Raw genomic sequence first — 14,722 nt, forward strand, 5'->3', positions numbered from 1 at the left:
AGGGTCATTGCGGGCTTTGCGGCGTGGTGGCGTCCGGTTCGGCTGCAGGCGCCGCTGGCGGCTCCTGCGGTGCGACCTGGGGCAAAGCCTCGGGATCGGGGTTGGGCGATGCGGCAGGAATCGGCGCTTCGTCGGCCGCGCTGTTGGTGTCAGGTGTTTGCGGCGCTGGTGCCTCAGGCGCAGTGGCCGGTGCCGGGCTGGAACGGTAATCGGCGCGACGCTTGAGCTGGTACTCGCGCACTGCGTTGTTGTGCGCATCCAGGTCATCGGAAAAAACATGACTGCCGTCGCCACGGGCAACGAAATACAGACTGCTGCCGGCCACCGGATTTAATGCCGCGTGAATCGCTTCGCGCCCGACCATGGCGATGGGAGTCGGTGGCAGGCCGGAAATCATGTAGGTGTTATACGGCGTCGCTTCCTTGAGGTGGGCACGAGTCAATTTGCCGCTGTAGCGATCGCCCAGGCCGTAGATCACGGTTGGATCAGTCTGCAGGAGCATGCCCAACGCCATGCGTCGCACGAACACGCCGGCAATCTGCCCGCGCTCCTGGGGCACACCGGTTTCCTTCTCCACCAGGGAGGCCATGATCAGCGCCTGGTACGGATCGGCGTAGGGCAGATCAGCCGCTCGCTGGTTCCACTCCCTGGCCAGTACTTCGTCGAGGCGCTCGTAAGCAGTCTTGAGCAATTCGATGTCGCTCATGCCGCGAACGAAACTATAGGTATCGGGGAAAAAACGCCCCTCCGGAAAAATCCCAGGGTGGCCGAGCTTTTCCATCACCTGGGAGTCGCTCAAACCTGCGAGGGTCTGCTGGAGTTTTTCGTCCCTGGCGAGGGCCGCGCGGACCTGATGGAAATTCCAGCCTTCGACCAGCGTCACGCTGTACTGCACCACGTCCCCGCGTTTCCACGAATCGATCAGGCCTTCGACGGTCATGCCGGGCTGCATGCGGTATTCGCCGCTGTGCAAGGGTTGTCCGGCGAGGTTGAAGCGCCAGTACACGCGAAGCCAGAACGCGTCCTTGATGACGCCATCGGCTTCGAGTCGGTAGAAAGTACGGGTGGGTGTCGTACCCTTGGGTACTTCGAGCATTTCTTCCTGGGTGATGTTCAGCGACTGATCCAGCGCCGAATGAATTTTCCAGGCGGAAAAGCCGAATAACAGCCCTGCCAGAACCAATCCGGTTTCAAGCAGCAGCAAGAATTTACGTCTCACGAATCAAGCATCCAATAGCGCACGGGCAATGGTTTGGAGTTTACGGGTGAGTGGCCCAACCGGCCAGCTCAGTGCAGCATACGCACGCACCGGCCAAATGCCATAAACACTATTACAGACAAAGACTTCATCGGCCCATTGCAGCTGTTCCAGGGTGATATCGATGATTTGTACAGGGATCGCTGAAGACTCAGCTTGAAACAATAATTCAGCGCGCATTACCCCGGCGACGCCGCAGCGACCGAGATCGGCGGTGATCAACACACCATCACGCACCAGGAACAGATTACTGAACACGCCCTCAACCACACGACCGGCCTGGTCCAGCATCAGGCCTTCGGCGTGCTCAACGTCTTGCCACTCGGAACGGGCGATGACCTGCTCCAGGCGATTGAGGTGCTTGAGACCAGCCAACAAGGGTTGCAGGGACAGCCGGGTGACACAAGGGAACAGGCGCACGCCCTGCTCCGCATGGGCTGGCGGATAAATCGCAGGAGGATTGCCCAGCATGATGCGGCGCGCCGCAACGACAGGGTCCGGGGCATAGCCGCGAGCACTGTCGCCCCGGGTGACGATCAGCTTGAGTACGCCTTCACCGAGCGCGAGGGCATAGGCCAGCAGCTCGGTGCGCACCACCGCGCCATCAAGGTTGATTGCCAGGCGCTGGCAACCCTCAAGCAACCGCACCAGATGACGATCCAGCAATACCGGTGTGCCATTGCGCACGGCGATGGTCTCGAACAGACCATCGCCGTAGGCCAGGCCGCGATCCTTCAGCGACACAGCGTGCGCCGGCTGACCGTCGACCCAGCAGTCCATCAGCCAGCGAACCGGCGGAACACCAGGGAGCCGTTGGTACCGCCAAACCCGAAGGAGTTGGACAGCACCACGTCGATATCCATGTTGCGCGCAGTGTGCGGCACGAAGTCGAGGTCACAGCCTTCGTCCGGCTCGTCCAGGTTGATGGTCGGTGGCGCCACCTGGCTGTTGATTGCCAGCACACTGAAGATCGCTTCAACCGCGCCCGCGGCCCCCAGGAGGTGACCGGTCATGGACTTGGTCGAACTGACGGCCAGCTTGTAGGCGTGATCACCAAACACCGACCTGATCGCACAGGCTTCGGCAAGATCACCGGCCGAAGTCGAAGTGCCGTGGGCGTTGATGTACTGGACCTGGTCACTGTTGATCTTCGCATCGCGCAAGGCATTGGTGATGCAGCGTGCAGCACCCGCACCATCGGCAGGTGGCGAAGTCATGTGGAACGCATCGCCACTGGTGCCAAAACCGATCAACTCGGCGTAAATGGTCGCACCGCGAGCCTTGGCGTGCTCCAGTTCTTCAAGTACCAGCGCGCCAGCACCGTCGGACAGCACAAAGCCGTCACGCCCCTTGTCCCATGGACGACTGGCACGGGCAGGCTCGTCGTTGCGGGTCGACAGTGCCCGGGAGGCACCGAAGCCGCCCATGCCCAGGCCACAAGCGGCCATCTCGGCGCCACCGGCGATCATCACGTCGGCTTCGTCATACATGATGTTGCGTGCCGCCATGCCAATACAGTGCGTACCCGTGGTACAGGCCGTGGCGATGGCGTAGTTGGGACCCTGTGCTCCCAGGTGGATGGACAGGAATCCGGAAATCATATTGATGATCGAGCCGGGCACGAAAAACGGCGAAATCCGTCGTGGTCCGGATTCATGCAGGGTACGGCTGGTTTCTTCGATGTTGGTCAGGCCGCCAATGCCCGAGCCCATGGCGACGCCGATGCGTTCGCGGTTGGCATCGGTTACTTCCAGGCCTGCATTTTTTACTGCCTGAAACCCTGCGGCCAGACCGTATTGAATGAACAGGTCGAGCTTGCGCGCTTCCTTGACCGACAGGTATTCCTCGACATTGAAGCCCTTTACCGAACCGCCAAAACGGGTGGAATAGGCAGAAAGGTCGGTGTGTTCGATCAGACCAATGCCACTGCGGCCAGCCAGAATGCCCTGCCAGCTGCTTGGCACATCCGTGCCCAGTGGCGACAACATACCCATACCGGTGACTACGACGCGTCTACGCGACACAGCACTCTCCTTTTTCAAATGACGACTTTGCATCAGGCCTAAAGAAAAAACCGCACGCCAGGAGGCAGTGCGGTTTTTCCATGACAGCAAACAACGACTACAAACTATTACGCCTGGTGGCTGGTAACGTAGTCGATTGCAGCTTGTACAGTAGTGATCTTCTCAGCTTCTTCGTCAGGGATTTCGGTCTCGAATTCCTCTTCCAGAGCCATCACCAGCTCAACGGTGTCAAGGGAGTCAGCACCCAGGTCTTCAACGAAGGAAGCGCTGTTAGTCACTTCTTCTTCCTTAACGCCCAGTTGCTCGGCAACGATTTTCTTGACGCGCTCTTCGATGGTGCTCATACCTTGTTTTCACTCCTAATGGACAAATTCAGGCAGCTGGCCAGTGGGTAAGTGTATAGAAAGACTTTTCAGTTTTTCAACTGAAAGCTTCACTCCTCTAACCCTGCAGCCCGATGCCTATAAATAGATTGCAGCTTTATAACGGATTTTAGACAGCTCGTATGACATTTTTTTGAAGCAGTCCGTCACATTTAACTCATGTACATCCCGCCGTTCACCGGGATTGTAGCCCCAGTAACGTAAGCCGCACCGTCGGATGCAAGAAAAGCGACCACAGACGCGATCTCTTGCGCTTGCCCCAGACGACCCAGCGGAATCTGTGTAACCAGGTTTTGACGCTGCGCTTCGGGCAGTTCGCGAGTCATATCGGTGTCGATGAACCCTGGGGCCACCGAGTTTACCGTAATCGAACGCGATCCGACTTCACGCGCCAGCGCACGGCTGAAACCTTCCAGACCGGCCTTGGCCGCAGCGTAGTTTACTTGGCCTGCGTTGCCCATGGCACCCACAACCGAACCAATACTGATAATTCGTCCCCAACGCGCCTTGGTCATGCCACGCAAAACGCCCTTGGACAGGCGGAACAGACTGTTCAGGTTGGTATCGACGACGTCATGCCATTCGTCATCTTTCATCCGCATCATCAGGTTATCGCGGGTGATACCGGCATTGTTGACCAGGATCGCCGGTGCACCGAACTGCTCGGCGATCCTAGCCAACACGGCGGCGACGGACTCGTCACTGGTCACATTGAGTTCCAGGCCAGTGCCCTGGATACCGTTTTCCTTCAGGGTTGCAGCAATGCGCTCGGCGCCGGATGCGGAAGTCGCAGTACCCACGACGATGGCACCCTGACGACCCAGTTCCAGGGCTATGGCCTGGCCGATACCGCGGCTTGCACCGGTGACCAGTGCAACTTTACCTTGCAGACTCATGCAAGTTTCTCCTGATTCAGGCCAACGCTGCACGGGCGGCAGCGAAAGCGTCTGGGGTATTGAGGTTGGAGGTTGCCACGCCTTCGGCGCAACGCTTGTTCAAACCGGCCAGCACTTTGCCAGGACCGCATTCGACCAGTTGGGTCGCACCCTTGGCCGCCAGCGCCTGCACAGACTCGACCCAGCGCACAGGCTTGTAGAGCTGCTCGAGCAAATCGCGCTTGAGGGTTTCCAGATCAGCCGGCACTGCTGCGCTGACGTTCTGCAGCACTGGAATCTGCGGGGCCTGCCAGTCGATCGCGGCGATCGATTCAGCGAAACGCTCGGCAGCCGGACGCATCAACTCGCAATGGGACGGCACGCTGACCGGCAACGGCATGGCGCGCTTGGCACCACGAGCCTTGCAGCCATCAATGGCGCGCTCAACCGCCGCTTTGGCACCGGCGATGACGACCTGGCCCGGGGAATTGAAGTTGACGGCACTGACCACTTCACCTTGCGCTGCTTCAGCGCAGGCTGCCAGCACGTCAGCATCGTCGAGACCGAGGATGGCGGCCATGCCGCCCTGCCCGGCCGGAACCGCTTCCTGCATCAACTGGCCACGGCGCTCGACGAGCTTGACCGCGTCAGCCAGGCTCAGACTGCCGGCAGCAACCAGAGCGCTGTACTCACCCAGGCTGTGACCGGCCACGTAGGCCGGACGCGCGCCACCTTCTGCCAGCCACAGACGCCACAGGGCGATCGAGGCGGTCAGGATGGCCGGCTGGGTCTTGTCGGTTTGATTGAGTTGCTCTTCCGGCCCTTGCTGGGTCAGCGCCCACAGGTCGTAACCGAGGGCATCGGAAGCTTCTTTGAACGTTTCAAGGACAACCGGATGTTGCGCGCCCAACTCGGCCAGCATGCCGAGGGACTGCGAACCCTGTCCTGGAAAGACGAATGCGAGGGAAGCAGACATGTAACAAGCCCCTAATGATCTTGTCGTCGGAGAATTGACGTCCCGACTGGGGGACGCAAGAAACTGACAGTTGGATGGCCAATTGAACTGAGCGGTCACATTTAAGCATTGTCCGACGAAAACGCCTAAAGCAACAAATCCTCCAGACGACCGTGGATGCGTTCCGGCAGGTTTTCCTGGATCTCGATCAACGCGCGGGATATAGCACTCTGAAATCCTTGAACCCCGGCCGAGCCGTGACTTTTCACCACAATGCCCTGCAGGCCGAGAAAGCTCGCGCCATTGTGTCGCGCAGGGGCCAGATCGGCCTGCAGGCGCCTCATCAACGGCAACGCCAGGGCACCGACCATGCGCGAAGCGAGATTCTTCTTGAACAACGCTTCAATACGCCCGGCAATCATGGTGGCCAGGCCTTCGCTGGACTTGAGCAGGATATTGCCGACGAAGCCGTCACAGACCACCACATCCGCTTCACCGCGATACAGGCCGTCGCCCTCGACAAAACCGATGTAGTTGATGCCCCGCGCCTCCTGCAACAAAGCGGCGGCCAGCTTAACCTGCTGATTCCCCTTGATGTGCTCGGTGCCGATGTTCAGCAACGCGACTCGCGGGCGGACGATACCCAGCGTCTCGGCCGCCACCGAGCCCATCACCGCAAACTGCAGCAGGTGTTCGGCGCTGCAATCGACGTTGGCCCCGAGGTCGAGCAGCTGGCAATAGCCCGTCTGCGTCGGAATCGCCGCCACCATCGCCGGCCGATCAATGCCCGGCAAGGTCTTGAGCACGAATCGTGACAACGCCATCAACGCCCCGGTATTACCGGCACTGACACAGGCCTGGACCTTGCCATCGCGCAACAGCTCCAGCGCGACGCGCATCGACGAATCCGGCTTGCCACGCAATGCCTGGGCCGGTTTCTCGTCCATGGTAATGACTTCGCTGGCGGGCACGATAGACAGGCGCACGCGATCCGCAGCCGATTGGCCAGCGAGCAATTCTTCAAGGAGAGAGGGTTGACCGACGAGGGTCAGGTGCAGCGAGGGCGTAGCATTCAGACAAGCGAGGCTGGCCTGAACAATGCTGCGGGGACCGAAGTCCCCGCCCATTGCGTCAATCGCGATGACTTGAGCAGACAAGTGATTACTCGTCAGCGCCCTTGTCGATCACTTTACGGCCACGGTATACGCCTTCTGGCGATACGTGGTGACGCAGGTGAATTTCACCGGTGGTTTTTTCTACAGACAGAGTGCTTGCCGTCAGGGCGTCGTGCGAACGACGCATGTCACGGGCAGAGCGGGATTTTTTGTTCTGCTGAACAGCCATAATTGATTAACTCCTAAACGTTTGGGTCACGCTTTAACTGCGCCAATACACTGAACGGGTTGGACCGCGTTACCTCGTCCTCGCTCGGTTCGGGCTCATCGAGACCCGCCGGCTGCTGGCATTCTTCCGGATGATGAGCAGGCACAATGGGCAAGGCGAGCAGAAGCTCCTCCTCGATCAGTGACTGCAGATCCAATGGATCTTCGCCCAGTTCCAGCACGTCATAACCTTTCGGCAACGACTGGGTATTCGCACCCTCCTTTACCACAGCATAACTGCATTCGCTATGGATCGGCAGGGTGACCAGCTCAAGACAACGCTGGCAAACCATTTTGACTTCGGTGTCGATAAAACTGTGGATTACCACAGACTTACGTTCATCTCGTTCAAAAACGAATTTCGCCTGCACCGTACCGACAGTGTCGGAAAGCGGGTCGCAGAGTCTCTCCAAATCGGCCAGCAGCAGTTCACCTTGAAGGGTGGTGCCACGGTCAGCCAATTTGCGCGGGTCAACGTGAGGTGGAATCGGGTCATTCAACATAGGCGCAGCATTATAGGGATGCACCCAGCCATGTCAAAGGAAATTCAGCCCTGTGCGTCACTTGGAAGCCTCGCTAGAATTCGCAACTGACTTCTGGAGTTGCGCATGCTGCCCTTATTACTCGCTTCAAGCTCGGTTTACCGCCGGGAATTGCTGGCCCGCCTGCGGTTGCCGTTCGTCTGCAGCTCGCCAGATATCGATGAAAGTCATCGCCCGCAAGAGCCGGCCATTGAACTGGTCAAGCGCCTCGCCAGAGAAAAAGCCCAGGCGCTGGCTGGCACTTTTCCCGACCACCTGATCATTGGTTCCGACCAGGTCGCGGTGCTCGGCGAGCGCATCATCGGCAAACCGCACACGTTCGAGAACGCGCGGGATCAGTTACTCGCCGCCAGCGGCGCCAGCGTGACCTTTCTCACGGGCCTGGCCCTGCTCAACAGCCAGACCGGGCATTGCCAGGTGGATTGCGTACCGTTCACGGTGCACATGCGCACCCTCGACCAGGCAAGCATCGAGCGTTACCTGCATGCAGAGCAGCCCTACGACTGCGCAGGCAGCTTCAAGGCCGAAGGATTGGGGGTGAGCCTGTTTCAGCGCACCGAAGGCCCTGACGCCACCAGCCTGATCGGCCTGCCGCTGATTCGGCTGATCGATATGCTGCTGGTCGAGGGCTTACAAGTCCCTTGAAAGCAAAAGATCTTTTAAACGGCTTAACGCAACGACGGGCCGTTGAAACCCATCCACATCGCCAATTGTTCAGCCACGCTGGCGCCGAGCTTCTTCGAGAAGCGGTCGAACGTCGACTCCTGAACGGTAAAATCCACCAGTTCTTTCTCGCCAATGACATCGCGAGCCACCGAACTGGCACTGCCCAGGCCATCGATCAACCCCAGCGGTAGCGCCTGCTCACCCGACCAGACCAAGCCAGAGAACAGCTCCGGGTGCTCCTTGTCTTTCAGGCGATCGCCACGACCCTTCTTCACACTATTGATGAATTGCTGATGGGTGGTATCGAGCACGCCCTGCCAGAACCGAGTCTCATCAGGCTTCTGCGGCTGGAACGGATCGAGGAAGGACTTGTGCTCGCCAGACGTATAGGTCCGGCGCTCCACGCCCAGCTTCTCCATGGTGCCGACGAAACCATAACCGGCCGCAGTCACGCCGATGGACCCCACCAGGCTGGCCTTGTCCGCGTAGATCTGATCGGCCGCACTGGCAATGTAGTAAGCGCCGGACGCCCCCAGGTCGGAGATAACCGCATACACCTTGGTATCAGGATGCAGCGCACGCAGGCGAACAATCTCGTCGTACACATAGCCTGATTGCACCGGGCTGCCGCCCGGGCTGTTGATCCGCAGGACCACGCCCTTGACCTTGTCATCCTCGAAGGCCGCTCGCAGGCTGCCAACGATGTTATCGGCGCTGGCCTGCTCCTTGTCGGCGATCACACCAGTGACCTCGATCAGCGCGGTGTAGTTGGCACTGCGAGTGGCGGCTTTTTCCATGTCCATCAGCGGCGTGAACAGCATCAAAGCGCCAAACAGGTACACAAAGGTCAGCAGCTTGAAGAAAATCCCCCAGCGACGGGACCGGCGCTGTTCCTGCACGCTGGCCAACAAGGTCTTTTCCAGCAACTTCCAGCTTTTCTCGTCACCGCTCTGCGCATCCGCCTTGGCGGGCGCCTTCCATTCGTCGGTCATGCCATCTACCCCAAAAAACCTGTTAAGCCTGTTGATTCAGCCAGGCATGCAATTCTGAAAAACGATCAATCGCCAGTCGCGGCTCGAACAGCTTCAGCGCCTCGATCGATTGAGCGCCGTAACTGACCGCTACCGACGCCATACCGGCGTTGCGGGCCATCTGCAGGTCGAAAGAGGAATCGCCAACCATCATTGCCTGCTCCGGGCGAACGTCGCAGTGCGCGAGGATCTGCTCCAGCATCAGAGGATGGGGCTTGCTGGCAGTTTCATCCGCCGCACGAGTGATGTCGAAATATTTTTCCCAGCCGTGTGCCTTCAATACCCGGTCGAGCCCGCGACGGGCCTTGCCGGTTGCAACAGCCAGATGATAACCCTCGGCGCGAAAGGCCTCCATCGACTCGAGCACACCCTCGAACAAGGGCGAAGGCACGGCTTCGGCGGCGATGTAGTGATCGGCGTAATACCCCCGAAAGGCGATCAGCTCACCCTCGCTGATGTGCGGGTACAGGGTGCGAATCGCTTCCGGCAAACCGAGACCGATGATGCCCTTGACGGCAAAATCATCGCGCAGCTCAAATCCTGAGCGCTCTGAGGCCACATGCATGGCCTCGACAATCCGCCCGATGGAGTCCGCGAGCGTCCCGTCCCAGTCAAATATCAGCAGTTTGCAATCAGAGGGGTGCACTCAGGCGCTCCACAGTCTTGGCCCACATTTCATCCACCGGCGCCTGCAACTTCAGCTCGCCACCATCAGGCAGCGGCACGGTCAGCAGATAAGCGTGGAGGAACAGTCGCTTGCCACCCAGGTCGCGGATTTCCTTGCTGAAACCCTCATCCCCGTATTTCGGGTCGCCAGCGATGCAGTGCCCGGCATGCAGGGTGTGCACGCGGATCTGGTGGGTGCGGCCGGTGATTGGCCTGGCTTCGACCATGGTCGCAAAGTCGCCGAAGCGCCTTAGCACCTTGAACACGGTCACGGACTCCTTGCCCTCCTCCTCGTCGACCTCGACCATGCGCTCGCCGGAACGCAGGTTGCTCTTGCCCAGCGAGGCACGGACTTGCTTGATCGAGGCGGCCCAGTTGCCACGAACCAGCGCCATGTAGCGCTTGTCCACGCCATCACCGCGCAAGGCCGTGTGCAAGTGACGCAGCATGCTGCGTTTCTTGGCAATCATCAGCAGGCCAGAGGTGTCTCGGTCAAGTCGGTGAACGAGCTCGAGCTCCTTGCAATCGGGGCGCAACTGACGGAAGGCTTCGATCACGCCGTAGGTCAGACCGCTACCGCCGTGAACCGCAATACCACAAGGCTTGTTGATCACGATCAGGGCCTTGTCCTCGAAGATAATCGAGGCTTCGAGGCGCTGCAGCAGGCCTTGTGCCAGCGGCACCGGCTCGTCGCGCTCGGGCACGCGCACAGGCGGCACGCGCACGATATCGCCCGCCTGCAGCTTGTATTCGGGCTTGATCCGACCTTTGTTCACTCGCACTTCGCCTTTACGCAAAATGCGATAGATCAAGGTCTTGGGCACGCCTTTGAGCCGAGCGAGAAGGAAGTTATCAATACGTTGGCCGGCATATTCCGGCGAGACCTCAAGCAGTTGTACGCTTGGGGTCGAGGGGGCAGTAGTCGTCATGGCGCAGATGATATCAATTTTTTATGGAATTGAAGCACTTAATCATTACTGCTATAGTCGCGAACGCCGCCAAAAGCGGCCTGGACAGCGGACCAACGGTCTAAAACCGGCCCTGACCAATGCAATTCACCAGGACGCGAGGCCGTCCTACGGGGCTTTCGCTACTTAACGGTGGAGTTTGCAGCTGTAACGAGCGCAGGTGACATGAGGCCTGAATCAAGCCGCAGGGCAGAGTTTTCACTCGCCTTGCGAGCCAATATTCATGGCCAGTTCACAAAGTGCAGTCAGTTGCGAATGACCCCGAGCGAAGGTTTCGGAAACAACGCCTAAATTAGCCATGATGCGTGACCTCCCCTTTTGGAGCTCACGGTAAATGCCAACCCGCTGCGGATTCTGCGCGCGGCAGCACCCGAATTTTCAGGGATACGTGTAGGGTGGAGATGCACAACCGCTGGACTGTGTAGCAATAGGCTTTTTCAAGACGCTTCATCTCGTCCACAGCCAATGGTTGATTCCTCCTCCTGACTGAGTGCTTAAGTAGCCACAGCAAGCAGGACGCGTACGTCGCGACGAAGGCCCACATTGGCCGGACATCGCTGGACACGGGAATGGCCAACCACTCCCGACGCACCTGACACCGACCATGAGAAGTCGTGTGTGCCGAACGCCGTTTCCGGCAGCCCGGAAACCGACGGTACTACATGAAAAGAATGCTGATTAACGCAACTCAACCCGAAGAGTTGCGTGTTGCACTGGTAGATGGCCAGCGCCTCTACGACCTGGACATCGAATCCGGTGCACGCGAGCAGAAGAAGGCCAACATCTATAAAGGCCGGATTACTCGCATCGAACCAAGCCTTGAGGCTGCCTTTGTCGATTTCGGCTCTGAGCGCCACGGCTTCCTGCCCCTCAAAGAAATCTCCCGCGAATACTTCAAGAAAGCCCCGGAAGGCCGCGTCAACATCAAGGACGTCCTGAGCGAAGGCCAGGAAGTCATTGTCCAGGTCGAAAAAGAAGAACGTGGCAACAAGGGCGCCGCCCTGACCACCTTCATCAGCCTGGCCGGTCGTTACCTGGTGCTGATGCCGAACAACCCGCGTGCTGGCGGCATCTCCCGTCGCATCGAAGGCGAAGAGCGCAACGAACTGCGTGAAGCCCTGAACGGCCTGGTTGCCCCGGCTGACATGGGTCTGATCGTGCGCACTGCCGGCCTTGGTCGCAGCAGTGAAGAAATGCAGTGGGACCTCGATTACCTGCTGCAACTCTGGACCGCCATCAAAGAAGCCTCGCTCGATCGCTCCGCGCCGTTCCTGATCTACCAGGAAAGCAACGTGATCATCCGCGCCATCCGCGATTACCTGCGCCAGGACATCGGCGAAGTGCTGATCGACAGCGTCGAAGCCCAGGACGAAGCCCTGACCTTCATCCGCCAGGTGATGCCGCAGTACGCCAGCAAGATCAAGCTGTACGAAGACAGCGTTCCGCTGTTCAACCGTTTCCAGATCGAAAGCCAGATCGAGACCGCTTTCCAGCGTGTCGTCGAACTGCCTTCCGGCGGTTCCATCGTCATCGATCCGACCGAAGCCCTGGTGTCCATCGACATCAACTCGGCGCGCGCCACCAAAGGCAGCGACATCGAAGAAACCGCGCTGCAGACCAACCTTGAAGCTGCTGAAGAAATCGCCCGTCAGTTGCGCTTGCGCGACATCGGCGGCCTGATCGTCATCGACTTCATCGACATGACCCCTGCCAAGAACCAGCGCGCCGTGGAAGAGAAAGTCCGCGAATGCCTGGAAGCCGACCGCGCTCGCGTGCAAGTCGGTCGCATCTCGCGCTTCGGCCTGTTGGAAATGTCCCGTCAGCGCCTGCGTCCATCGTTGGGCGAAAGCAGCGGCATCGTTTGCCCGCGTTGCAACGGCACCGGCATCATCCGTGACGTTGAATCGCTGTCGCTGGCGATCCTGCGCCTGATCGAAGAAGAAGCCCTGAAAGACCGCACCGCCGAAGTTCGTGCACAAGTGCCGATCCCGGTCGCCGCGTTCCTGCTCAACGAAAAACGCAACTCGATCACCAAGATCGAACTGCGCACCCGTGCCCGCATCGTCATTCTGCCGAACGATCATCTCGAAACGCCGCACTTCGAAGTTCAGCGTCTGCGCGATGACAGCCCGGAAGCCCACATCAACCAGTCCAGCTACGAAATCGCTGCTGCCGCTGCCGAAGTGGAAGAAGTCCAGCCAGCCGCTGCGACCCGCACCCTGGTTCGCCAGGAAGCTGCAGTCAAGACGGCCCCTGCCCGCGCCAATGCGCCGGTTCCTGCCGAAGTTGTTGCTGCCGCGCCTGTGGCTGCACCGGCCGCCGTGCCAGAGCCAAGCCTGTTCAAGGGCCTGGTGAAGTCGCTGGTCAGCCTGTTTGCAACCAAGGAAGAGCCCGCCGCACCGGTTGTGGTTGAAAAGCCTGCGACCACCGAGCGTCCGGCTCGTAACGAAGAGCGTCGCAACGGTCGTCAGCAGAGCCGCAACCGTAACGGTCGCCGCGACGAAGAGCGCAAGCCTCGCGAAGAACGTGCACCGCGTGAAGAACGCGCTCCACGGGAAGCTCGTGAACCACGCGAAGCTCGTGAAGAAACGCCGGCAGTAGTCCGCGAAGAACGCGCGCCACGTGAAGAGCGTGCACCACGCGCACCGCGTGAGGAACGTGCACCGCGCGCTCCACGTGAAGACCGCAAGCCACGTGGCGAGCGTGAAGAACGTGTACGCGAATTACGCGAACCCCTGGACGCTGTTGCTCCAGCCGCTGCCGCTGTCGCTGTCGCTACCACCGAAGAGCGTCCGGCTCGCCAGCCACGCGAAGAACGTGCTCCACGCCCACCGCGTGAAGAACGTCAGCCACGTGCCGAGCAAGCAGCAGCTCCAGTAGCCGAAGAAGAACTGCTGTCCAACGAAGAGCAACTGCAGGAAGACGGACAGGAAGGCGCCGAAGGCGATCGTCCACGCCGTCGCTCCCGCGGCCAGCGTCGTCGCAGCAACCGTCGCGAGCGTCAGCGTGATGCCAACGGCAATGTGATCGAAGGTTCGGAAGAGTCTGACTCCGCTGAAGGCGAAGTGGCAGCCACTGCCGACGCACCAAGCGCTAACGACCTGGCCGCTGGCCTGGCTGTTACCGCAGCCGTTGCCAGCTCGGTGATCAGTGCTCCAGCTGAAGCACAGGCCAACGAGCAAGCCGAACGCGCTACTGCTGCCACCCTGGACACTGCTCCAGTCGAAGCGCCAGTGGTTGAAGCGACCTCGCCTGTCGAAGCCACCGCTTCGCCGGAAATCGAAGTGGCGCCGGCTCGTGAAGCGCAGCCTGAAGTAGAAGCGGCACCGCAACCTGCGGCAGTCGTCGAAGCTCCAGCAGTGATTGCAGAGCCTGCTGCCGAGACGGTCAGCGAAACCGTGACCGAATCGATTCGTGAAGTTCGCGAAGAGCAAACCGCTTTCAACTGGGTTGCCGAGCCAGCTGTTGCAGAAACACCAGCCCCGGTAGCTGAAACTCCGGCTTACGAGCCAGAGCCAGTGGTTGCGGCTGCAGAGCCTGCTCCAGTGGTCGAAGTGCCGGTTGAAGCCCCGGTTGTAGCCGAAGTGGCTGCACCTGTGGTCGAAGCCGCGCCGGCAAGCGCCCTGACTGAAAATGGTCGCGCGCCAAACGACCCGCGTGAAGTGCGTCGTCGCAAGCGTGAAGCCGAGCGTCTGCAGAAGGAAGCTGAATTGGCTGCCGCTGCTGCTCCAGCCGTGGTTGAGCCTGCACCGGTGGTCGCTGAAGCCCCTGCTGAAGTTGTCGCTGAGCCTGTAGCGTCAGTGATCGATGAAGCACCACGTTCCGTACAGGACGCGGTAGAGCAACACGAAAAAGCCCAGGAAAAAGAGCACGAGCCTAAACCCCTCGTCTGATTCCGACGGCTGACAAAAAGCCCCGCCTGGTGATCCAGAGCGGGGCTTTTTTATACCTTGAAGATCAAAAGATCGTCCG

The 14,722-nt window shown here is 59.7% G+C and carries 14 protein-coding genes; 2 read left to right on the top strand and 12 right to left on the bottom strand.

All coding sequences use genetic code 11. The annotated features are described in order from the left end of the window. Positions 1 to 4: 4 nt before the first annotated feature. From mltG to AAEZ09_RS17670, 9 genes are all read right to left on the bottom strand, one after another. Positions 5 to 1,219, bottom strand: a complete 1,215-nt coding sequence (mltG, locus tag AAEZ09_RS17630) for an endolytic transglycosylase MltG (protein ID WP_350600204.1) — start codon at positions 1,217 to 1,219, stop codon at positions 5 to 7. Between the two features lie 3 nt (positions 1,220 to 1,222). Then, positions 1,223 to 2,038, bottom strand: coding sequence for an aminodeoxychorismate lyase (gene pabC / locus AAEZ09_RS17635; RefSeq protein ID WP_350600206.1), 816 nt, complete (start codon positions 2,036 to 2,038; stop codon positions 1,223 to 1,225). Further along, the gene (gene fabF, locus AAEZ09_RS17640; protein WP_045061722.1) at positions 2,038 to 3,282 is read right to left on the bottom strand and encodes a beta-ketoacyl-ACP synthase II; all 1,245 of its coding nucleotides are present in this window, start codon (positions 3,280 to 3,282) and stop codon (positions 2,038 to 2,040) included. Before fabF ends, pabC begins: the two co-directional genes overlap by 1 nt. Before the next feature lie 107 nt (positions 3,283 to 3,389). Further along, the gene (acpP, locus tag AAEZ09_RS17645; protein WP_004371293.1) at positions 3,390 to 3,626 is read right to left on the bottom strand and encodes an acyl carrier protein; all 237 of its coding nucleotides are present in this window, start codon (positions 3,624 to 3,626) and stop codon (positions 3,390 to 3,392) included. Between the two features lie 191 nt (positions 3,627 to 3,817). Further along, entirely contained in the window at positions 3,818 to 4,561 is a 744-nt protein-coding gene (fabG, locus tag AAEZ09_RS17650; protein WP_350600207.1) for a 3-oxoacyl-ACP reductase FabG, read from the bottom strand. Between the two features lie 16 nt (positions 4,562 to 4,577). Next, complete coding sequence (gene fabD, locus AAEZ09_RS17655) at positions 4,578 to 5,516, bottom strand: ACP S-malonyltransferase (protein ID WP_350600209.1); 939 nt, start codon at positions 5,514 to 5,516, stop codon at positions 4,578 to 4,580. A gap of 125 nt (positions 5,517 to 5,641) precedes the next feature. Continuing rightward, entirely contained in the window at positions 5,642 to 6,652 is a 1,011-nt protein-coding gene (gene plsX, locus AAEZ09_RS17660; RefSeq protein WP_350600210.1) for a phosphate acyltransferase PlsX, read from the bottom strand. A gap of 4 nt (positions 6,653 to 6,656) precedes the next feature. Continuing rightward, positions 6,657 to 6,839, bottom strand: coding sequence for a 50S ribosomal protein L32 (gene rpmF, locus AAEZ09_RS17665; protein ID WP_008152339.1), 183 nt, complete (start codon positions 6,837 to 6,839; stop codon positions 6,657 to 6,659). 13 nt (positions 6,840 to 6,852) lie between these two features. Then, complete coding sequence (locus AAEZ09_RS17670) at positions 6,853 to 7,380, bottom strand: YceD family protein (protein ID WP_004371317.1); 528 nt, start codon at positions 7,378 to 7,380, stop codon at positions 6,853 to 6,855. 105 nt (positions 7,381 to 7,485) lie between these two features. On the opposite strand from AAEZ09_RS17670, the gene AAEZ09_RS17675 reads away from it, so the two are divergent. Then, positions 7,486 to 8,064 carry a Maf family protein gene (locus AAEZ09_RS17675; protein ID WP_045061726.1) on the top strand — a complete coding sequence of 193 codons (579 nt, stop codon included), beginning with the start codon at positions 7,486 to 7,488 and terminating at the stop codon, positions 8,062 to 8,064. Between the two features lie 23 nt (positions 8,065 to 8,087). Here the strand turns inward: AAEZ09_RS17675 and sppA are convergent, their stop codons facing one another. From sppA to rluC, 3 genes are read right to left on the bottom strand one after another with little or no spacing between them, the layout of a single operon-like run. Then, positions 8,088 to 9,077, bottom strand: coding sequence for a signal peptide peptidase SppA (gene sppA / locus AAEZ09_RS17680; RefSeq protein WP_045061727.1), 990 nt, complete (start codon positions 9,075 to 9,077; stop codon positions 8,088 to 8,090). A 22-nt stretch (positions 9,078 to 9,099) separates the two neighbouring features. Then, positions 9,100 to 9,762, bottom strand: coding sequence for an HAD-IA family hydrolase (locus tag AAEZ09_RS17685; RefSeq protein WP_045061728.1), 663 nt, complete (start codon positions 9,760 to 9,762; stop codon positions 9,100 to 9,102). Continuing rightward, positions 9,749 to 10,711: a 23S rRNA pseudouridine(955/2504/2580) synthase RluC gene (rluC, locus tag AAEZ09_RS17690; RefSeq protein ID WP_045061729.1), complete on the bottom strand. Its 963-nt coding sequence runs from the start codon at positions 10,709 to 10,711 to the stop codon at positions 9,749 to 9,751. Before rluC ends, AAEZ09_RS17685 begins: the two co-directional genes overlap by 14 nt. A gap of 701 nt (positions 10,712 to 11,412) precedes the next feature. On the opposite strand from rluC, the gene rne reads away from it, so the two are divergent. Further along, entirely contained in the window at positions 11,413 to 14,643 is a 3,231-nt protein-coding gene (rne, locus tag AAEZ09_RS17695) for a ribonuclease E (RefSeq protein WP_350600213.1), read from the top strand. The last annotated feature ends 79 nt before the right edge of the window (positions 14,644 to 14,722 follow it).

It is taken from the genome of Pseudomonas sp. 65/3-MNA-CIBAN-0223, assembly GCF_040310425.1.
Classification (GTDB): domain Bacteria; phylum Pseudomonadota; class Gammaproteobacteria; order Pseudomonadales; family Pseudomonadaceae; genus Aquipseudomonas; species Aquipseudomonas gregormendelii.